At 71.4% G+C, this 19,100-nt stretch carries 16 protein-coding genes and 1 pseudogene; 5 read left to right on the top strand and 12 right to left on the bottom strand.

The window, feature by feature from the left end; translation table 11 throughout:
* Positions 1–21 precede the first annotated feature (21 nt).
* From H4F70_RS02805 to H4F70_RS02775, 7 genes are all read right to left on the bottom strand, one after another.
* Positions 22–990, bottom strand: coding sequence for a decaprenyl-phosphate phosphoribosyltransferase (locus H4F70_RS02805; protein WP_182358964.1), 969 nt, complete (start codon positions 988–990; stop codon positions 22–24).
* Positions 987–1,580 carry a phosphatase PAP2 family protein gene (locus tag H4F70_RS02800; RefSeq protein WP_372497633.1) on the bottom strand — a complete coding sequence of 198 codons (594 nt, stop codon included), beginning with the start codon at positions 1,578–1,580 and terminating at the stop codon, positions 987–989. Before H4F70_RS02800 ends, H4F70_RS02805 begins: the two co-directional genes overlap by 4 nt.
* Complete coding sequence (locus tag H4F70_RS02795; protein ID WP_182358963.1) at positions 1,564–3,492, bottom strand: glycosyltransferase; 1,929 nt, start codon at positions 3,490–3,492, stop codon at positions 1,564–1,566. Before H4F70_RS02795 ends, H4F70_RS02800 begins: the two co-directional genes overlap by 17 nt.
* Positions 3,492–4,715, bottom strand: a complete 1,224-nt coding sequence (gene glf, locus H4F70_RS02790; protein ID WP_235681303.1) for a UDP-galactopyranose mutase — start codon at positions 4,713–4,715, stop codon at positions 3,492–3,494. The genes H4F70_RS02795 and glf overlap by 1 nt, the downstream gene beginning before the upstream one ends.
* 142 nt (positions 4,716–4,857) lie before the next feature.
* Complete coding sequence (locus tag H4F70_RS02785; protein WP_235681302.1) at positions 4,858–6,468, bottom strand: SpoIID/LytB domain-containing protein; 1,611 nt, start codon at positions 6,466–6,468, stop codon at positions 4,858–4,860.
* Positions 6,469–6,609: 141 nt separating this feature from the next.
* Entirely contained in the window at positions 6,610–7,368 is a 759-nt protein-coding gene (locus H4F70_RS02780) for an HAD family hydrolase (protein ID WP_182360119.1), read from the bottom strand.
* A gap of 53 nt (positions 7,369–7,421) precedes the next feature.
* Positions 7,422–8,321 carry a lysophospholipid acyltransferase family protein gene (locus tag H4F70_RS02775; RefSeq protein WP_182358962.1) on the bottom strand — a complete coding sequence of 300 codons (900 nt, stop codon included), beginning with the start codon at positions 8,319–8,321 and terminating at the stop codon, positions 7,422–7,424.
* 185 nt (positions 8,322–8,506) lie between these two features.
* Here H4F70_RS02775 and H4F70_RS02770 point away from each other — a divergent pair, with 185 nt between their 5' ends.
* Positions 8,507–10,114: a Rieske 2Fe-2S domain-containing protein gene (locus tag H4F70_RS02770; RefSeq protein WP_182358961.1), complete on the top strand. Its 1,608-nt coding sequence runs from the start codon at positions 8,507–8,509 to the stop codon at positions 10,112–10,114.
* Between the two features lie 132 nt (positions 10,115–10,246).
* Here H4F70_RS02770 and H4F70_RS02765 read toward each other — a convergent pair whose 3' ends face one another.
* The gene (locus H4F70_RS02765; protein ID WP_182358960.1) at positions 10,247–11,134 is read right to left on the bottom strand and encodes a DUF559 domain-containing protein; all 888 of its coding nucleotides are present in this window, start codon (positions 11,132–11,134) and stop codon (positions 10,247–10,249) included.
* Between the two features lie 123 nt (positions 11,135–11,257).
* Between H4F70_RS02765 and H4F70_RS02760 the strand changes: the two genes are divergently transcribed.
* Positions 11,258–11,746: a PaaI family thioesterase gene (locus H4F70_RS02760; RefSeq protein WP_182358959.1), complete on the top strand. Its 489-nt coding sequence runs from the start codon at positions 11,258–11,260 to the stop codon at positions 11,744–11,746.
* A 12-nt stretch (positions 11,747–11,758) separates the two neighbouring features.
* Here the strand turns inward: H4F70_RS02760 and H4F70_RS02755 are convergent, their stop codons facing one another.
* From H4F70_RS02755 to serS, 4 genes and pseudogenes are all read right to left on the bottom strand, one after another.
* On the bottom strand, positions 11,759–12,295 hold the full coding sequence (locus H4F70_RS02755) for a universal stress protein (protein ID WP_182358958.1): 537 nt from the start codon (positions 12,293–12,295) through the stop codon (positions 11,759–11,761).
* A 38-nt stretch (positions 12,296–12,333) separates the two neighbouring features.
* A pseudogene (locus H4F70_RS21055) lies at positions 12,334–12,609 on the bottom strand (universal stress protein); the annotation flags it as partial.
* Positions 12,610–12,654: 45 nt separating this feature from the next.
* Positions 12,655–13,785 carry an esterase-like activity of phytase family protein gene (locus H4F70_RS02745; RefSeq protein WP_182358957.1) on the bottom strand — a complete coding sequence of 377 codons (1,131 nt, stop codon included), beginning with the start codon at positions 13,783–13,785 and terminating at the stop codon, positions 12,655–12,657.
* A gap of 31 nt (positions 13,786–13,816) precedes the next feature.
* Positions 13,817–15,079 carry a serine--tRNA ligase gene (gene serS / locus H4F70_RS02740; RefSeq protein ID WP_182358956.1) on the bottom strand — a complete coding sequence of 421 codons (1,263 nt, stop codon included), beginning with the start codon at positions 15,077–15,079 and terminating at the stop codon, positions 13,817–13,819.
* Positions 15,080–15,214: 135 nt separating this feature from the next.
* On the opposite strand from serS, the gene H4F70_RS02735 reads away from it, so the two are divergent.
* The 3 genes from H4F70_RS02735 (at position 15,215) to H4F70_RS02725 (ending at position 18,998) form a co-directional block, all read left to right on the top strand.
* The gene (locus H4F70_RS02735; RefSeq protein WP_182358955.1) at positions 15,215–16,465 is read left to right on the top strand and encodes a septum formation family protein; all 1,251 of its coding nucleotides are present in this window, start codon (positions 15,215–15,217) and stop codon (positions 16,463–16,465) included.
* A gap of 8 nt (positions 16,466–16,473) precedes the next feature.
* Positions 16,474–16,824, top strand: coding sequence for a metallopeptidase family protein (locus tag H4F70_RS02730; RefSeq protein ID WP_182358954.1), 351 nt, complete (start codon positions 16,474–16,476; stop codon positions 16,822–16,824).
* 104 nt (positions 16,825–16,928) lie between these two features.
* Complete coding sequence (locus H4F70_RS02725; RefSeq protein WP_182358953.1) at positions 16,929–18,998, top strand: PhoX family protein; 2,070 nt, start codon at positions 16,929–16,931, stop codon at positions 18,996–18,998.
* Positions 18,999–19,100: the final 102 nt, after the last annotated feature.

The following is a 19,100-nucleotide window of genomic DNA, read 5'->3' as shown; positions in this document are numbered from 1 at the left end:
GGGGCGCCGGCGCGGGGCTCGTCAGATATGCGGTACGACATAGGCGGCGACGCCGACGATCACGATCCACGCGACCGCCAGCAGCTGCAGGGCCCGGTCGCGGCGCGCGATGTCCTCCGGGGCGCCCGCCACGCCGCCGTCGACATCCACCGCGTACCGGAGGATGGCGATGACGAACGGGATCATCGAGATCGCATACCAGACGCCGCCGCGGAGCGCGTCCTGCTCGAAGGCCCACAGCCCGTAGCAGAGCACCACCGCGGTGGCCGAGAGCGTCCAGACGAACCGCAGATACGTGGTGGTGTAGCCCTCTAGCGATTTGCGGATCTTCGCGCCCGTCCGCTCGGCCAGCTGCAGTTCCGCATAGCGCTTGCCTGCGGCCATGAACAGCGAGCCGAAGGCCATGATCAGCAGGAACCACTGCGAGAGTCCGATGGCGGCCGCCACGCCGCCCGCCATGGCGCGCAGCAGGAAGCCCGACGACACGATGCAGATGTCGAGCACCGCCTGATGCTTCAGCCCGAAGCAGTACGCGAGCTGCACCGCGATGTACACGGCCACGACGATGGCCAGGCGGTAGTTGGCGACGAACGACAACCCGATGGCCGCGGCCACCAGCACGACCGACGCCGCGTACGCCACGCCCACCGGCAGCACCCCGGCGGCTATGGGCCGGTAGCGCTTGACCGGGTGCGCGCGGTCCGCCTCGACGTCGCGCGCGTCGTTGATGAGGTAGATGGACGAGGCGGCCAGGCAGAACACCACGAACGCGACGAGCGACGGCCACAGCACGTCCCACTCGAAGACGTTCCCCGCCGCGACGGGCGCCGCCAGCACCAGGACGTTCTTGACCCACTGCCACGGGCGCATGGCCTTGACCAGCGCGGCCAGGGCGTTATGCGGAACCTTGGCAGCGGCGGCGACGGACTCGGCGTCCGTCGGCTCCTCGACCGGCTCGAGCCCCACCAGGTGATCGGCGCTTTCGCTCATCGTCTGTTGTTTCCTTCCGACCCAGCCACCCTAGGCGGTGGCTGATCGCGGAGCACCGGCACCCGACGCCGGAGTCGGTCCGTCGCCACCGCCGCGAGCGCACCGATGGCGCTGCCGGCGACGACGTCCGACGGGTAATGCACGCCCAGCAGCAGCCGGGACAGCGCCATGGCGGGGACCACTGCAGCCGCCACGGGCACCCCGCTCGCCCTCCCGATCAGCAGCGCCGCGGCCGTCGACGAGGTGGCATGCGACGACGGGAAGCTGAGCCTGCTCGGAGTGGACACGCCCACCCGCACCATCGGGTCCTGCGGACGCGGACGGCGCACCACGCGCTTGACCGCGATCGACGCGGCGTGCGCGCCCACCGCGCCCACGCCCACCGTCAGCCAGCGGCCGCGCCGGGGCCGGTCCACCGCGGCGCCCACCACGGATACAGCCGTCCAGCCCAGCGCGTGCTCACCGAAGTGCGACATGCCGCGGGCCGTCGCCAGCACCCCCGGACGGTCGATGAGCACGTCCTGCACCGCGGCCAGCACGGGCGTCTCGGCTACGGCCGCCGCCGCGACCAGGTCATCCTTCGCCGACACGGGTCTCCCATCCCTCGAACACGCGGGACCAGCGCTCGCGGCTCGTCAGGCCGGGGGCCGCCGCGCGGTAGACGCGCTTCATCTCAGGGAACCGCGTGTTGAGCTCGCGCAGCAGGCGCAGCGACTCGCGCAGCAGCGCGGCCGCCTTCTCGCGGTCGCGCTGGCGGTACACCACGCCCCGCCCGTCGGCGGTGGTGACGGTGACGCCGTCCACCTGCGAGAGCAGGAACCAGCGCGCGTCCAGCGTGGGCACGTTGAGCTGCGGTGTGCGGTGCGTCGACTCGTCGGCCGGGCGCGCGTTGCGGGCCAGCCCCTTGGCCAGCCGCACCACCTTGGACACCGGGTTCGACGGCAACGACACCGCGCCCACATCCGCGTGCGACGGCAGCGGCAGCTCGGTGGACGACGGCAACACCACCGCGTCCGGGTATTCGCCGCGCATCCGCCGCACCATGGGCATCGCGGATTCGAGGATCGACGTGATGTGCTCCGGTCCGGCGAGGAAGTCCCGGATGGCCTGGTTCTGGATGGCCACCGTGGAGTATTCGAGGCACAGCAGGTGCTTGACGGTGGCCTTGAGCGCGTTCTGCATGAGCCCGCGGTGCCCGCCGTCCATGTGCAACGCGGCCACGACCAGCCTGTTGCGCAGGTGGAAGTAGGCCTGCCAGTCGATGGCGTCGTCCTTGTCCGACCACGCCATGTGCCAGATCGCCGCGCCCGGCATCGTCACCGTCGGGTAGCCGGCCTTGCGGGCGCGCAGGCCGTACTCGGCGTCGTCCCACTTGATGAACAGCGGCAGCGGCTGGCCGATCTCCTCCGCGACCGAGCGCGGGATCATGCACATCCACCAGCCGTTGAAGTCGACGTCGATGCGCCGGTGCAGGTCCTGGGACTCCTCCCGGTCGCGCAGCGGGCGCGTGGAGAAGTCGTGGTCGTACTCCACGTGCGGCGCGGCGCCCCACATGAAGATGTCGCGCCGCACCACCTCGCCCATCGTGTGCAGGTGGCTGCGCTCCTGCAGGTTGAGCATCTGCCCGCCCACCAGCGTGGGCACTTTGGCGAAGCGCGAGAACGCGAGCGCGCGCAGGATCGAATCCGGCTCGATCTGGATGTCGTCGTCCATGAACAGGATCTGCTCGCAGTCCGTGTTCTTCACGGCCTCGAGCATGATGCGGCTGTACCCGCCGGAGCCGCCCAGGTTGGGCTGGTCGTACATCCGCAGCCGGTCGCCCAGCAGGGCCGCCGTCTCGGCGAAGTCGTCCTGGTCGCGCACCTTGTCGGTGCCCTGGTCGGGCACGATGATCGTGTCCACCACGTCCATCACCAGCGGGTCGGAGGCGATGGCGCGCAGCGCAGCCACGCAGTCGACGGGACGGTTGAACGTGGGGATGCCCAGGGCCACCGCGGCGCGGCCGGGCGCCGCGGTGGGCGCGTACCAGCCGGCCGCGAGCACGTCGGTCTTCGTGGCCGTGGTGACGTCGAACCAGATCCAGCCGCCGTCCTCGAACGGCGCGAGCGACACGGAGAACTCGAGCACCCGGGTCTCGCCGGCCGCGTCGTCCAGGTCGGTGCCGTCCTGGTCGACCGCGTCGGCCCGCTGCCCCTCGACGTGGATCCGGCTGCCGTCCGCCTTGGAACGGTAGACGTCCACGCGGCAGCCGCCCCGGACCTCGATCCGCAGCACCACCGTGTCCAGCACCGTCCACCGGCGCCAGTAGCTGGCGGGGAACGCGTTGAAGTAGGTGGCGAAGGACACCTCGGACTCCGCGCCCAGGCGCACCGAGGTGCGCGAGGTGGCGTGCGCCCGGCGCGCGTTGGTCTCCGACTCCTCCAGGTACAGCGTCCGCACGTCCAACGGCTCGCCGCCGCGGGGAAGCAGGATCCGCTGCAGCAGCGACTGCGCGGCGGCCATCAGTTGCCGGCCGCCGTACGCCCGGAGCCGAGGGCATCGACGAGCTGGTTGTCGAACATGCTCATCGCGCTGGCGATGGCCATGTGCATGTCCAGGTACTGGTACGTGCCCAGGCGCCCGCCGAAGAACACGGCGTAGTCCTGCGTCTCCGCCTTGGCCAGCGCGCGGTAGGCGTCGAGCTTGGCGCGGTCGTCGGCGGTGTTGATCGGGTAGTACGGCTCGTCGTCCGCCTCGGCCGCACGGGAGAACTCGCGCATGATCACGGTCTTGTCCGTCGGGTAGTCGCGCTCCGGGTGGAAGTGCCGGAACTCGTGGATGCGCGTGTAGGCGACGTCCGCGTCCGCGTAGTTCATCACGGGCGTGCCCTGGAAGTCGCCGCAGTCGCTGAGGACCTCCTCCTCGAAGTCCAGCGTGCGCCAGCCCAACCGGCCCTCGCTGTGGTCGAAGTAGCGGTCCAGCGGGCCCGTGTACACCACAGGGGCGTGCGGCGACTCCGCGCGGAGCTGATCACGCACGTCGAACCAGTCGGTGTCCAGCCGCACGTCGATGAGCTCGTGCGCCGCCATGTTCTCCAGCCACGCGGTGTAGCCGTCGGTGGGCAGGCCCTCGTAGGTGTCGGTGAAGTAGCCGTTGTCGAACGTGTAGCGCACGGGCAGGCGCGTGATGATGCCGGCCGGCAGCTCCTTGGGGTCGGTCTGCCACTGCTTGGCCGTGTAGTTCTTGACGAAGGCTTCGTAGAGGGGGCGGCCGATCAGCGAGATCGCCTTCTCCTCGAGGTTCTGCGCGTCGGCGGTGTCGATCTCGGCGGCCTGCTCGGCGATGAGGGCGCGCGCCTCGGTGGGCGAGTAGTAGCGCCCGAAGAACTCCGAGATCAGCCCCAGCCCCATCGGGAACTGGTACACCTGCCCGTTGTGGTTGGTGACCACGCGGTGCCGGTAGCCGGTGAACGTGGTGAAGCGGTTCACGTAGTCCCACACGCGCTTGTTGGAGGTGTGGAACAGGTGCGCGCCGTAGCGGTGCACCTCGATCCCGGTGGTCTGTTCCGCCTCCGAGTACGCGTTGCCGCCGATGTGGTGGCGGCGGTCCAGTACCAGCACCCGCTTGCCCAGCTCGGAGGCGGCGCGCTCGGCCACGGTGAGTCCGAAGAATCCGGAGCCGACGACGATCAGGTCGTACTCGCCGGCCGCTTGCCCGTTGGCGTTCGTCTCAATATCACTCGACACAGACGCCCAGGGTAACGGAAGTCGCCCGGGCGGGACGCCCGCAGTCGACCGCGCGCCGCCGCACGGTGACGGATGCCACCATGCGGCGGGCCGCGGGATGCTGCGCGGCGGGCCGCGGGATGCTGCGCGGCGGGCTCGGCCGTCAGGGCTCGGGGCGGTCCGGCGGGGCCTCGCCGCGGGCGTCCGTGTAGGCCTGCAGGCCGTCGGCCGCTACGCCGCCGAGCACGTCGATCGCGCCGCCGAGTGTCGAGTCGGCGCCCACTGCCCCGGAGATCGCCTCCGCCGCGCGCCGGATGTCCTCCGCCGTCAGCCCCGCTCCGCCGACGATGTCGGACGGTCCGGAGTCACCGCTCTCGGGGTCCCGCCCGGCGGAGTCGGGGACGGCCGGGGGCAGCACGCCCGACGAGTCAGGGATGAGCCCCGACGACTCGGGCGGGATCACCGAGGCCGCCGAGTCCTGGCCGTCGATCGTGAACCAGTCCGATTTGAGGCCCAGCCCGGTGCGGACCTCCGGGCCGGACACCTCCACCGTCTTGTCCTCGCCCACCACGCGCATCGTCACCACGCGTCCGCCGTCAGCGCCGAGCCCGTTGCGCGCGGTCACCGTCATCTCTTTGAGCGGGCCGACGCCGAACGCGTCCGACACCTGCTGCGCGGTGACGGTCTGCGTCCAATCGTGCACCGGCGATGCCGCGTCCCCGGCGTCCTCGACGGCCGGGAAGTCGCCGCCCGCGGTCCAACCGCCCGTCGACGCCGAGAACTCGGTGGCCACCGGTTGTCCGCCGCGCGTGACCACCATGCCCGCGGTGTCCGCCACGGCCGCATCGGTGCGCGGGTCCTCCTCGGCGGTGCCGCTGTAGACCTGGCACGCCTGCGTGTCGCATGTCTCCGCATACCCGTAGCGGTCCTCGGCCGCCGCGTACGAGCGTGCGGCGATCGCCTGCGCACGGAGCGCCTCGCCGGCACCCTCGTCGGCCCAGCCCGCGGAGATCTCCTCGGGCAGCACTCCGCGCAGGTAGTCCTCCATCCCCACGTAGTTCACCGTGCGGGGTGCGCCGCCGTCGAGGGCGACGCCCACATCGCCGCGGTAGGTGTTGCCGCCGCACACGGTGAGCATCCCGCCGCCGACCGGCGAGACGCGCGGGTTCCCCACTGCGAACGTGTCGGTGGGCGCGCCGCCGCACCCCTGCGTGACGGTCACGTCCGCGCCGCCGGGGGTGGGGCGCAGTGTCACCGCGCCGCCCGCGGGCACCTCGTGGCCGTCGACGGTCATCGGCCCGTCCGAGGTGACGGACGGCTCCTCGCCGTCGAGCCCCATCAACCGCACCGAGATCCCGCCCGTGTCGATCCGTTGCAGCTCGGTGCCGCCGTAGTAGTGGTCGATGATCTGCTCGGCGCTCCAGCCGTGGTCCTTGGCGTAGCCGTAGGCGCCCCACTGCCCCATGCCCCGGCCGTGCCCGTGGCCGTGCCCGCGCAGGGTGAACACCGTCTGCGCGTCGACCACCGGGACCGTCTCGAGGTGCGCGGCGGTGGCGCCGTCCGCGACCGCTCCACCGGCACTGCCCGTCCCGCCGACGCCGCCCGCCGTCACCGACACCGCGACGGCGGCCACTGCCAGCATCGGCGCCGACGCCGCGGCGGACAGCTTCGCGGCGGCCGATCTCCGCCGGCGGCCTGACGCGTCCGGGCCACGGACGGTCGACAGCGGCCGCCGGACGGCGCGCAGGGTGTTCCTCAGCGGTGATCGATGCATCGGCGTACTCCTCGTCGAAGGGGCTATTCCGCGTGCAGCACCACCGAGCAAAGCACACCCGAGTCACAGTTGTCACACGAACATCACGCGCCACATGAATCACATGAATGTAGTTCTACCTGCATGAATAGGCGCGGGTACTCAGCCCCACCAGCGTTCGAGGACCAATGCGACACCGCTGTCGTTATTGGAACCGGTGACCTCGTCGGCCACCGCCAGCAACTCCGGATGCGCGTTCTCCATCGCCACCCCGTGCCGCGCCCACGAGAGCATCGACACGTCGTTGGGCATGTCGCCGAACGCGATCACCTCCGACGCGGCCACGTCCATGCCGCCGGTGATGTCCGCCAGCCCCCTCGCCTTGGTCACCCCCGGCGCGGCGATCTCGATCAGCCCGTCATCCGTGGAGAACGTCAGGTCCACCCGCCGGCCCAGCACCGGCGCCAGCGCGTCGCGCATCGCCGCGCTGGGCGTCCCCGGAGCACGGACCAGCAGCTTCACCGCGGGCGCGGTCGCGATCTCCGCGTCGGACACCTCCACGCCGCGCGGATGCTCCCAGGCGTGCTCGTAGCGGGGGGTGGTGACGAACTCCATGTGCATCGCGGAATGCGCGCCCGGCTCGATCCGCTCGGCCGCCAGCGCCGCGCCCGGCATGGCGGCGGCCACCGCCTCCGCCACCCATTCCAGCGTGGAGGGCTCGAGCACGTGCGCGGCCAGCACACGGTCGGTGGCGCTGTCGAACACCATCGCGCCGTTGGCGCACACCGCGAGGGGCGGATGCTCGAGCTGGTCCGCGATCTGGCGGATCCAGCGCGGCGGGCGGCCTGTGCACAGCACGAAGTGCGCGCCGTCCTCCACCGCGCCCGCCACGGCGGCGCGATTGCGCGCGCTCACCCGCATCGCGTCATCGACCAAGGTGCCATCGACATCGCTCGCAATGAGCAGCGGGCGTTTCACCAGACTTCCGGGCCCTTCCTCTTCCTGCGCGCGGCCGCGCGGCGCGCCTTCGCCGCGCGCAGCCGACCCCGCACACCCGCCTCATCATCCCGCCCCGACCGTCCGGCGACCGCCCGAGGGTCCCCTGCGGCGCGCCGGGCCTCCGCCTCGCGGCGCGCCGTGCGCGCCGCGGTGTCCGCCTCGTCCAGCGCGGTGGCCTCCTCCAGCGTGGGTGCGCCGCCGCCGAGGGACCGCGGCACCCAGTAGGCGCCCGCCGGGTACGGCCCGAACTCGGCGGCGTACTCGGCGCGCAGCTCGTCGAGGATGCGCGCCATGGCCGCCTTCACCCGGGCGGTGAGCTCCTCCGGCGTGCCCTCCGGGGCGATCTGTGCCCCGGTGCGGATGAGGATCGGCAGGTTGGTCCGGCCCAGGTTCTTCGGGTGCCCCTTGGTCCACACGCGCTGCGAACCCCAGATGACCACCGGCACGATCGGCACACCGGCCTCGAGCGCCATGCGCGCCGCACCCGTCTTGAACTCCTTGAGCTCGAAGCTGCGGCTGATCGTCGCCTCCGGGAACACGCCCACCAGCTCGCCGGCCCGCAGGCGCTCCACCGCCTCGGCATAGGAGCCGCCCCCGCTGGTCCGGTCCACCGGGATATGCCGCATGCCGCGCATCAACGGACCCGACACCTTGTGGTCGAACACCTCCTTCTTCGCCATGAACCGGATGAACCGGTGCACGTCGAAGGCCGCGTAACCCGCGTAGGTGAAGTCCATGTAGCCGGTGTGGTTGATCGTGATCACCGCGCCGCCGTCCGCCGGGATGTTCCGCGACCCGGTGCGGGTGAACCGGAGCCCCTCGAAGGCGAAGACTCCCTTGGCGAGACGGATGACCGAGCCGTAGACAGGTTCCACCCGGCCACCCTATCCGCCGCACCCGCACCGGACCATGCCCCGGCCGCGGCCCCGCCGCCCCTGCGCACGCTCCCCACACGTCGCACGCGCACCTTCCTGCGCGCAGCCCGCCGCCGCCGCTGTAACTTCGCATCGCTGCCCGTATCCTTGCGACCGAACAACATCCAACTCGGAGGTACTCCACCGTGCAGGTCACCAGCGTCGGACATGCCGGCTTTCACATCCAGACGGGGGCAGGCTCGATCCTGTGCGACCCGTGGGTGAATCCCGCATACTTCGCATCCTGGTTCCCGTTCCCGGACAACACCGGGCTCAACTGGGCCGCACTGGGCGACTGCGACTACCTCTACGTCTCCCACCTGCACAAAGACCACTTCGACCCGCAGCTGCTGCGCGAGCACGTCAACAAGGACGCCACCGTGCTGCTGCCGGCCTACCCGGTGCCGGACCTCAAACGCGAACTCGAGGCGCTGGGCTTCCACAAGTTCTACGAAACCGAGGACTCGGTCAAGCACACGGTCACCGGCCCCAAGGGCGTGCTGGACATCATGATCATCGCCCTGCGCGCGCCCGCCGACGGGCCGCTGGGCGACTCGGCGCTGGTCGTCTCCGACGGCACCACCACCGCGTTCAACATGAACGACGCCCGCCCGGTGGACCTGGACGTGGTGGGCGAGAACTTCGGCCGCATCGACGTGCACATGCTCCAGTACTCGGGCGCCATCTGGTACCCGTGGGTGTACGAGATGTCCGAGCGCACCCAACGCGCCCACGGCGAACAGAAGCGCCAGCGGCAGATGGACCGGGCCCGCAGCTACGTCGAGACCGTGGGCGCCCTGCACGTGATCCCCTCCGCCGGGCCGCCGGTGTTCCTCGATGACGACCTGCGCTTCCTCAACGACGACGCCGGCGACCCGGCCAACATCTTCCCGGACCAGACGGTGTTCCTCGGCGAACTCGAAAAGCACGGCATCGACGGCGGAATCCTCATGATCCCGGGCACCACCGCGGAGTTCGACCACGACTCGGTGACGGTCACCCACCCGATCCCCGATTCGCAGGTGCAGAAGATCTTCACCGACAAGGCCGCCTACATCGAGGACATGGCCACCCGGATGGCCCCGGTGATCGCGGCGGAGAAGGCCGCCTGGGCCCCCGCCGCGGGCGAGTCGCTCTACGAGCCGCTGCGCGCGCTGTTCGAGCCCATCATGAAGCAGACCGACCAGATCAGCGAGGGCATCGGCTACCCGGTGGCGCTGCAGATGACCGAGGACGGCGAGATCGTCGAGACGGTGGTCCTCGACTTCCCCGAGCGCACCGTGCGCCCGCGCAAGGAGGTGGAGCGCCGCTTCCGCTACGGGTTCACCATGGACCGCTCGCTGGTGCGGACCGTGCTGCGCGACGACGAGCCCGACTGGGTCAACTCGATCTTCCTGTCCATCCGGTTCCGCACCTGGCGCATCGGCGGATACAACGAGTACCTGTACACGTTCTTCAAGTGCCTCACCGACGAGCGCATCGCTTACGCGGACGGCTGGTTCGCCGAGGGCAAGGACGATTCCGACACCATCGAGCTCGGCGATTGGCAGATGCAGCGCCGGTGCCCGCACTTGAAGGCCGACCTGTCCAAGTTCGGCGTCATCGAGGGCACCACGCTCACCTGCAACATGCACGGGTGGCAGTGGGACCTGGAGACCGGGCGGTGCAAGACCTCCCGCGGGCACGAACTGCGGTGCGCGCCGCTCGAGGGCGGGCAGGGCGCGGAGGATTCGGCCGAGAACGCCGCAGACTGAACAACGCTCGCGCCCCGTGACACGCGATTCACATTCTGTGGGGGTCGGATGGTGGTGATCCACCATCCGACCCCCACAGAATGTGAATCAGGTGCCAAGCCCGCCCGCCTCGCACCGGCCGTCCGCGTTCGATCAGCGCGCTCCGGTCCTGCGCCGGCTTCGCCGCCGTGTTGCGACAGTCCGTATGATCTCGCGCACGACCTCATCGAGATCGTCGAAAACGTCGTCCGCGGCATAGCGGAGCACGAGCCAACCGTCCAGGACCAGCCGATTCTGCCGCCGGCGGTCATTCCGGAACACGCTGCGCTCGCTGTGCGGGCCACGCCCGTCGATCTCCACGACGACCCCGGACCACTCATCGACCAGGTCGCACCAGAATCTGCCGATCGCCTTGTTCACCTCGAGGTTGTATCCGGCCCGTCCCAGTGCACGCGCCACCACCCGCTCGGCCTCCGATGCGGTGCGCCGCGCCGCCCGCTCGACGACTCGCCGCGCGAGCGACACCCCCCGGCAACCGGAATCGCGCCGGCAGCATTCGAGCAGCTCCTCATACCACTCGTCGCTGCGTGCGTACTCGTCCACGATGCGCTCGGCGGTCTGCGCGTCCACCAATGGCACCGACTCGACGATCGCGCGGGCGATGCCCACCACCGGCAGGTCGAACGCCCACGATCCCGGGCCGGGCAGTTCCCTCCTGGTGACCGCGAGCCATCCGGGGCCGCGTAGTTGGGTGCTCGGCGGCACCGTCACGTGCACCAGCTCCGGTTCGTCGATCAGTCCCCATAGCCAGGCCGCCGTGGTGTGGCTGAACGTGGCGTCCGCGCGCCACAGGCTCACCGCCCGGCAGCGGTCGATCCCGCGCGGCTCGGCGTCGGCATACACCCCGCGCAGCACCTGCACGTAGCGGCCGCTGCGGCATCTGCGAGCGACGGTGCTGCGCGATTCGTGTTCGGTGAGCTGCGCCATCGTTTTGATCCAGGTCGCGCCGCGGGCGCGCCCGTCCTCCCCGTTCTCCCCCATGCGGCCAGCGTGCCCGAACCGGCCGGCGCGCGCCTGCGGCCCTGTGGACAACTCTCGGCTGCGATTCGTCGTACGGTACGGGAGACGCTTCGGGAAGATCCGCCCCCGCACAGAGGAGACCTGGTGACCGCTGAGCACTCGCGCACGCATACGTGGGCCGATCCCGCCGACATCGCCGAGGCCCGCAAGGGGCTGACCGGGCTGGAGTTCATGGAGCGCCTGCACTCCGGGGCGATCCCGTACCCGCCGTCGGGGGGCGCGCTGGACTTCCGGATCGCCGCGCTGGCCCGCGGGTCCGTGACCCTCGAGGCGGTGCCCGGCGAGTACCAGTACAACGCGGTGGGCACGGTGCACGGGGGCGTGCTCAGCGCGTGGCTGGACTCGGCGATGGGCTACTCGATCCAGTCCACCCTGGAGGTCGGCGAGGGGTTCACCACGCTGGATCTCACGGTCCGGTTCATCCGCGGGGTCACCACGGAGACGGGCCCGGTGCGGGCCGTGGGCAAAGTGGAGCACCGGGGCGGGCGCACCGCCACTGCGCGAGGCGAGTTGCGGGACAGCGACGGCGCCCTGCTGGCCTCGGGCACCACCACCGGGATGATCCTGCGCTGAGAGGTCGGCGCGTCACCGGACCACGAGCACCGGCCCCTGCGCGTGCCCCAGCAGCGCATGCGCCGTGGAGCCGAGCCGCATCGCGGTGAACCCGCCGCTGCCCCGCGCGCCCACCACCACGGTCTCGGCCGTCGCGGAGATGCCGGCGAGCACCTCGGCGGGCGCCCCCTCCTCGAGCACGGTCGTCGCCTGCACGTCGGGGTGCGATGCGGCCACCGAGTCCCGGCACTGCGCCAGGACCGAGCGCACGGCGTCCGGGTCGTCGCCCGCCCGGGAATCCGCGTCGAAGTCGGGGCCCGCCACCGCCACGACCACCAGGGGCAGCTTCCGCCGCTGTGCGGTGTCCGCGGCGGAAGCCAAGGCCGGGTTGGCCGCACCCGAGGCGTCGACGCCCACCACGATCCGGCCACTGTAATCCCGTTCCGCCCGGGCAGTGCCGTCCGCGCGCCGCCGCACCACCAGGACCGGGCAGGCGGCGTGCGCGGGCAGCGCCGCGGCCACCGACCCCAGCAGCCGGCCCATGAACCCGCCGCGCCCGCGTGCACCCACCACACCAGCGCGGCCGTCCGCGACTGCTCGAGCAGCACCCCGGAGGCGTCGCCCGAGTGCATCGAGGTGGTCACGTCCGCGCCCGCGTCGCGGGCCCGCTCCGCCGCCTCGGCGAGAATCGCGGCGGCCTCCTCGCGCACCACCTTTTCGTATTCGACGGCGACGCTGTGCCGCCGCACGGCCGGCGCGTGGTAGGCCGCCACCAGGTGCAGCGTGGTCTTCCTGGTTGTCGCCTCCGTGATCGCCGCGTCCAAGGCCACCCGCGCGTTGTCGGATCCGTCGACCCCTACGACCACTGCACTCTCGTTGCCCATGCGCCCATCTTCCCGGGTGTGCGGCCCGCGCGCAGCGGTACGCGCTCAGAAGCCCGGCGAGGCCCCCACGCGCACGACATGGAACGTGGTGGACCCGACGCGCCCGAAGTTGTCGTCCTCGACGAGGACCAGCGTGCGGGCACCGTCGGGCAGGTCCGGGCCCTGGGTGATGCCCTCCACGTTGCCCATCATGCCCTCGGTTTCGAACAGCTTCGTCTTGCTCATGGGCGTCTCGTCGCCGGTGAGCGCGCTCGCGCCCGCGACGTCCGTGGCGCCGTCGGTGGTGGCCAGGTAGATGCTGGTGACGAACCCGCGGGGCAGCGCCAGGCTCCGTTCCACGGTGAGGAACGCGCCGGGCCCCACCTGCGTCATCGCGGACACGCCGGCGACGGTGGGGCCGATCGCCGTGCCCGCGGTCCGCAGCGGGTCCGCCTGGTAGACGTACTCACCGACCACTTCGCCGGTGGCGCGGTCGAGCTGCAGCAGCCGCGAGGGGCTCGGGGTGTCCGCGGCCGCGGCCGGCCCGTCCTGCACCAGCGCGTTCTCGGTGATCGCGGAGAGGGTGCGGCCGTCCGGGGAGAGCGCCAGCCCCTCGAACCCCAGGTTCTCCCGCATGCCGCGCACCTGGTCTCCGCCGGGCCCCGCCTCCGGGAGGTAGTACGGGGGCAGCGGGTAGTCACGCTCGAAGGATCCGTCGGGGCCCGCCGCGCGGAGGAACGGCATGAGACTGCCGGCGGCGTCGCCCTCGCTGCCGTAGACGACTCCCCCGTCGGGGGTCCAACGGACCGATTCGGTGTCGCTGGTGCCCGGGGCGTAGGGGCCGTCCGGACCGGCGAGCGGGATCATCGACAGGAATTGCGGCTGTCCGGGCCGGCCCTCGGGGCCCAGCGGCAGGTCCAGGGTGTAGGCGCGGGTGGGCCCGTGCGCGCCCCGGTCGTCGCTGATCACCACGTACCGCCCGGTGGCCGGGTCGTAGTCGATGCCGGACAGCCCGCCGACGGTCGTGCCCTGGAACCGCGTCCCTTCGGGCACCGTCACCGAGCCGAGCAGGCGCATGCCGTCGTCGCGGGCGGCGGCCTCCGCAGAACCGCGAGCGGGGGCATCGGCGGCGGGGGCCGGCTCCGGTGCCTGTCCGCCGCCGCAGCCCGCCGTCAGCAGTACGGTGAGCGCGCCCACGGCGGCGCCGGCGCGTGCGGCCGGACGCAGGTCAGGCCCCCGCAGGGCGCAGCACGTCGGTGCCGACGAACGGCTGGAGCGCGGCGGGCACGCGCACGGTGCCGTCGGGCTGCTGGTGGTTCTCGAGGATCGCGACGATCCACCGCGTGGTGGCCAGCGTGCCGTTGAGGGTGGCGGCGATCTGCGGCTTGCCGTCCTCGCCCCGGTACCGCACGCTCAGGCGGCGCGCCTGGAAGGTGGTGCAGTTGGAGGTGGAGGTGAGCTCGCGGTAGGCGCCCTGGCTGGGGACCCACGCCTCGCAGTCGAACTTGCGGGCCGCGGAACTGCCCAGGTCGCCGCCCGCCACGTCGATCACCCGGTAGGGCACCTCGACGGCGGCGAGCATCTCCTTCTCCCACCCCAGCAGGCGCTGGTGCTCGGCGTCGGCGTCCTCGGGGCGGCAGTAGCTGAACATCTCCACCTTGTCGAACTGGTGGACGCGGATGATGCCGCGGGTGTCCTTGCCGTAGCTGCCGGCCTCGCGGCGGAAGCACGACGACCAGCCTGCGTACCGCTGTGGCCCGGCGGACAGGTCCAGGATCTCGTCCGAGTGGTAGCCGGCCAGCGGGACCTCCGAGGTGCCGACCAGGTAGAGGTCGTCCTCGTCGAGGTGGTAGATCTCGTCCGAGTGGGCGCCCAGGAACCCGGTGCCCGCCATGATCTCCGGGCGCACCAGCACCGGCGGGATCATCATGGTGAAGCCGTTCGCCACGGCCTTCTGCGCGGCGAGCTGCAGGAGCCCCAGCTGCAGCAGCGCGCCCGCGCCGGTGAGGAAGTAGAAGCGCGAGCCGGACACCTTGGAGCCGCGCTTCATGTCGATCAGGCCCAGCGCCTCGCCCAGGTCCAGGTGGTCCTTCGGCTCGTCGAGGGCGGGCGGCTCGCCGATGTGCTCGAGGACGACGAAGTCCTGCTCGCCGCCGGCCGGGGCGCCGTCCTGCACCACGTTGGAGATGGCGCGGTGGGCCTCGTCCAGCGCGGCCTTGGCGGCGGACTCGTCGGCGCCGGCCTTCTTGACCGCGTCGGACAGCTCCTTGGCGCGTTCCAGCAGCGCGGGACGCTCCTCCGGCGTGGCCTTGCCGACCGTGCGCCCGTGCGCCTTCTGCTCCGCGCGCAGCTCGTCGGCCGCGGCGATGGCGGACCGGCGTGCGGCGTCCGCCTCCAGCAGCGTGTCCACCAGCGCCGGGTCCTCGCCGCGGGTGCGCTGCGACTCTCGCACGGCGTCGGGGTTCTCGCGAAGGAACTTCAGGTCAATCACACCGCATGACCTTACTTGCCGGTCCCGCCCGCCGCCCCGCCGACCGGCGGCGATACCGCGCGGCGGCCCGGGCGGCCCGACGGATCGGCGGCTCCTGTGCGCATTCTCGGCGTGCACCAGGCATCATTGTGGGCGATGTCCCTCTTCCGCCGCCGTCGCAGCCACCCGGATACCGCTGCACACGATGACGCAGCACACGATGACGCTGCACACGATGACGCTGCACACGACGCCGTTTCCGGCGACGCCGCCGCACGCGATGCCGATGCCGGCGCCGCTTACGCGTGGCCCGGCGGCCGCCCGCACTTCGACGAGGACGCAGAGCTGGACGCACCGGCCGAGCCCGCGCCGCAGCACCATCCGCACCTGACCGCGCAGAACATGCGGCGCTCGCTGATCCTGGTGGCGCTCGGGTCGCTGGCGGCCGCGGTGATCACGCTGGTGTCCACCGGCAACCTCGACAGCGTCTTCGGCTCGTCGGAGCCCTCGGTGGCGGCGAACGCGGGGGACGCGCCCGTCAAGACCGGCTCGGCGGAGGGGCCCGCGTTCGGCGGCGCCAGGCCCGGTACCTGTTTGACCTGGCAGGACCAGGAGAACCCGGAGATCACCGAGGTGGACTGCGCCCAGCCGCACCTGTTCGAGGTGGCGCAGCGCGTGGATCTGAGCGACTTCCCCAGCAGCGAGTTCGGGCCGCACGCCCAGGTCACCGACGCCCAGCGGTACGCCACGCTGCGCGATTCGGTGTGCGCACCCGCCGTGGTCCGCTACCTGGACGGGCGGCTGGACCCGTCGGGCCGGTTCACCGTGGGCCTGATCCACCCGGGCGGCAAGGGCTGGGCACAGGGCGAGCGCACCGTGCTGTGCGGGCTGCAGGAGACGGGGGTGGACGGCGCCTCGTTCCAGCCCATCACGGGCACCGTGGCCGGCCAGGACCAGTCGCGCGTGCATCCGCCCGGCACGTGCCTGGGCATCGAGAACGGGCTGCCGACGGATCCGGTGGACTGCGCCTCCGAACATTCCGTGGAGGTGACCGGGCAGGTGGACCTGGCCGCGCAGTTCCCGGGCGACTGGCCCCCGCTGGACAAGCAGGACGAGTTCCTGGGGGAAACCTGCCGCAAGATCAGCGAGGACTACGTGGGCGGTGAGGACGCCCTGCACAACACCACGCTCACCGTCTACTGGAGCACGCAGTCGCTGCCCAGTTGGCTGGCCGGCAGCCGCAAGGTGGACTGCACCGTCGGGTCCGGCGCGTCGGAGGGTGCGTACGCGGTGCTCACGGGTTCGGCCACAGGCGAGTTGATGATCGACGGCAAGGTGCCCGAGCCGAAGCCGCTCCCCCCGCCGGGCCGCGCGGTGGCCCCTCCGCTGCCGTCGGCCGGAGAGTAGGGCGCGCCGTGCCGATCACTGTGAGCGAGGAACGTTTCGAGGAGCTGGTCTCGGACGCGCTGGACACCCTGCCGGAGAAGCTGATCGCGGCAGTGGACAACGTCGTCGTGCTGGTGGAGGACCGCAACCCCGACGAGCCGGACATCCTGGGCTTGTACGAGGGCGTGGCGCTCACCGAGCGTGACAGTTGGTACGCGGGTTCGCTGCCGGACGCCATCTTCATCTACCGCGCGCCGCTGATGGCGATGTGCGACGACGAGGACGAGCTGGTGCACGAGGTGCGGGTGACGGTGATCCACGAGTTCGCGCACCACTTCGGCATCGACGACGAGCAGCTGCACCAGCTCGGCTGGGCCTGATAATCCGACGGCAGATCTTCACCCGTCGTTCACGCGCACCATCACGATGAGAAACCCGGACGCGGGACGGTTGCCTCACCGACACGTGGAGAGGGAGCCGACAGATGGTGGAGCGGAACCGGCGATCGTTGCCGATGGCAGGGCTGGCGCGCGGCAAGCGCAGCCCGGTGACCTGCCAGTACAAGTGCGCGAATGCCTGCACCCGGCCGGTGTGCAACGACTCGCCCAACGAGTACTTCCGTGACATCGTCTCGGCCGGGTTCTCGCGGCGCCGGCTGCTGGGGGCGGGCGCCGTGGGTGCGATGGCGGTGACGCTCGCCGCGTGCGGTTCCAGCGGGGCGGCCACGACGGGGTCGCTCGGCAGTGCCGCGGGTTCCGGCGGCGGGGCGGGCGCGACGGGCGGCCCGTTGGCGTTCGCCCCCATCGCACCGGTGGACAAGTCCGTCGACGCCGTCACCGTCCCGGGCGGATACGACTGGCGGCCGATCCTGCGCTGGGGCGACCCGTTGTTCAGCGATGCACCGGAGTTCAACCTGCATGCGCAGTCCGCGAAGGCCCAGGCGCGCCAGTTCGGCTATAACAACGACTACTTGGAGATCCTACGCACCAAGGACGGGCGCAAGGCGTTGCTGTACTGCAACCACGAATACGTCAACCCGGACCTGATGTTCCCGGAGACCGGTGGTCCGGCGGAGGCCGAGCGGCACGGCATCGCGAAGGCGGCACACGGCGGTTCCGTGGTGGAGCTCGAGCGCGCGTCGGCGCGCGAACCGTGGACGTACGTGCGCGGCGGGCGACTGAACCGGCGGATCACGGCGGACACGGAGTTCGAGCTGACCGGCCCCGCAGCGGGTTCGGAGATGATGATGACGGCCGACGATCCGTCCGGGCGGCGGGTGCGTGGGATGATCGGCAACTGCGCCGGCGGCACCACCCCGTGGGGCACGATCCTGTCCGGCGAGGAGAACTTCGACGGGTACTTCCGCGCCCAGGGCGCCAGCGCCGAGGAGAAGCGGTACGGTCTCAACCCCGAGGAGACGTCGAACGGGTGGGAGAAGACCGACCGCCGATTCGACGCCCGGCAGGACGGGTTCCGCAACGAGCCCAACAGGTTCGGCTACATCGTCGAGATCGACCCGAACGATCCGTCGTCGACGCCGGTGAAGCACACCGCGCTGGGCCGGATGAAGCACGAGGGCGCGACGGTGGCGCTGGCGCGTAACGGCAAAGCGGTGGCCTACATGGGCGACGACGAGCGTTTCGACTACCTCTACAAGTTCGTCTCCCGACGCAAGTACCGGGAGGGCGATCGCGCCCACAATAAGAAGCTCCTCACCGAAGGGGATCTGTATGTGGCGCGGTTCCAGGGCGATTCGGATCCGGCGCAGATCGACGGCAGCGGGGCGCTCCCGTCCGACGGCCGGTTCGACGGCTCCGGCACGTGGCTGCCGCTGGTCAAGAACGGCAGATCCGCGGTGCCCGGGATGTCCGTCGAGCAGGTGCTCGTGTTCACGCGGATGGCCGCGGACAAGGTGGGCGCCACCAAGATGGATCGCTGCGAGGACGTCGAGCCCAACCCCAAGACGGGACGCGTCTACGTGGCCTGCACCAACAACACCCAGCGCGGCACGGACGGCAGGGCCGGCGCCGACGAGGCCAACCCGCGGCACGAGAACCGCGACGGGCACGTCGTGGAGATCGAGGAGGCGGGCGGCGACGCCACGGCGGAGAAGTTCGGATGGAACCTGCTGCTGGTGTGCGGTGATCCGGCGACGAACGAGGCAACCTATTTCAGCGGCTATCCGGCGGACAAGGTCTCGGCGATCTCGTGCCCGGACAACCTGGCGTTCGACCGCTCGGGCAACCTGTGGATCTCCACCGACGGCGCGCCGGGCACCATCGGCTACAACGACGGGCTGTTCCGCGTGACGCTCGACGGGGACCGCCGCGGGCGGGTCGAGCAGTTCCTCGCCGTCCCCCGCGAGGCCGAGACCTGCGGCCCGCTCATCCATGAGGAGGAGGGCAACGTGTTCGTAGCCGTGCAGCACCCGGGCGAGGACGGGTCTTTCGCCCAGCCGCACTCGCTGTTCCCCGACTACGTCACGGGCGCGCCGAAGCCCGGCCAGGTCGCGGCGCCCCGGCCGTCGGTGGTGCAGGTGTTCCGCACGGCGTGACCGGCGAGGCCGGCGTCAAGTGAGCGGCCGGCGTTCCATGTTGCGCCGCTCCTCTTCCAGAAGCGAGCCAACCGGCTTAGACTTACGGGCTACCACTGAGGG

The sequence above is a fragment of the Tomitella gaofuii genome, from assembly GCF_014126825.1.
GTDB lineage: Bacteria > Actinomycetota > Actinomycetes > Mycobacteriales > Mycobacteriaceae > Tomitella > Tomitella gaofuii.
Note: the sequence above shows the minus strand (reverse complement) of the source record. Positions and strands in the feature narration are given on the sequence as shown.

What these genes read in the sequence shown, in the direction of transcription:
- H4F70_RS02765 (WP_182358960.1), bottom strand. Translation starts at nt 11,134, where the DNA reads ATGGGGGAGAACGGGGAGGACGGGCGCGCCCGCGGCGCGACCTGGATC.
- H4F70_RS02805 (WP_182358964.1), bottom strand. Translation starts at nt 990, where the DNA reads ATGAGCGAAAGCGCCGATCACCTGGTGGGGCTCGAGCCGGTCGAGGAG.
- H4F70_RS02725 (WP_182358953.1), top strand. Translation starts at nt 16,929, where the DNA reads ATGGTGGAGCGGAACCGGCGATCGTTGCCGATGGCAGGGCTGGCGCGC.
- H4F70_RS02735 (WP_182358955.1), top strand. Translation starts at nt 15,215, where the DNA reads ATGTCCCTCTTCCGCCGCCGTCGCAGCCACCCGGATACCGCTGCACAC.
- H4F70_RS02795 (WP_182358963.1), bottom strand. Translation starts at nt 3,492, where the DNA reads ATGGCCGCCGCGCAGTCGCTGCTGCAGCGGATCCTGCTTCCCCGCGGC.
- H4F70_RS02785 (WP_235681302.1), bottom strand. Translation starts at nt 6,468, where the DNA reads ATGCATCGATCACCGCTGAGGAACACCCTGCGCGCCGTCCGGCGGCCG.
- H4F70_RS02780 (WP_182360119.1), bottom strand. Translation starts at nt 7,368, where the DNA reads ATGCGGGTGAGCGCGCGCAATCGCGCCGCCGTGGCGGGCGCGGTGGAG.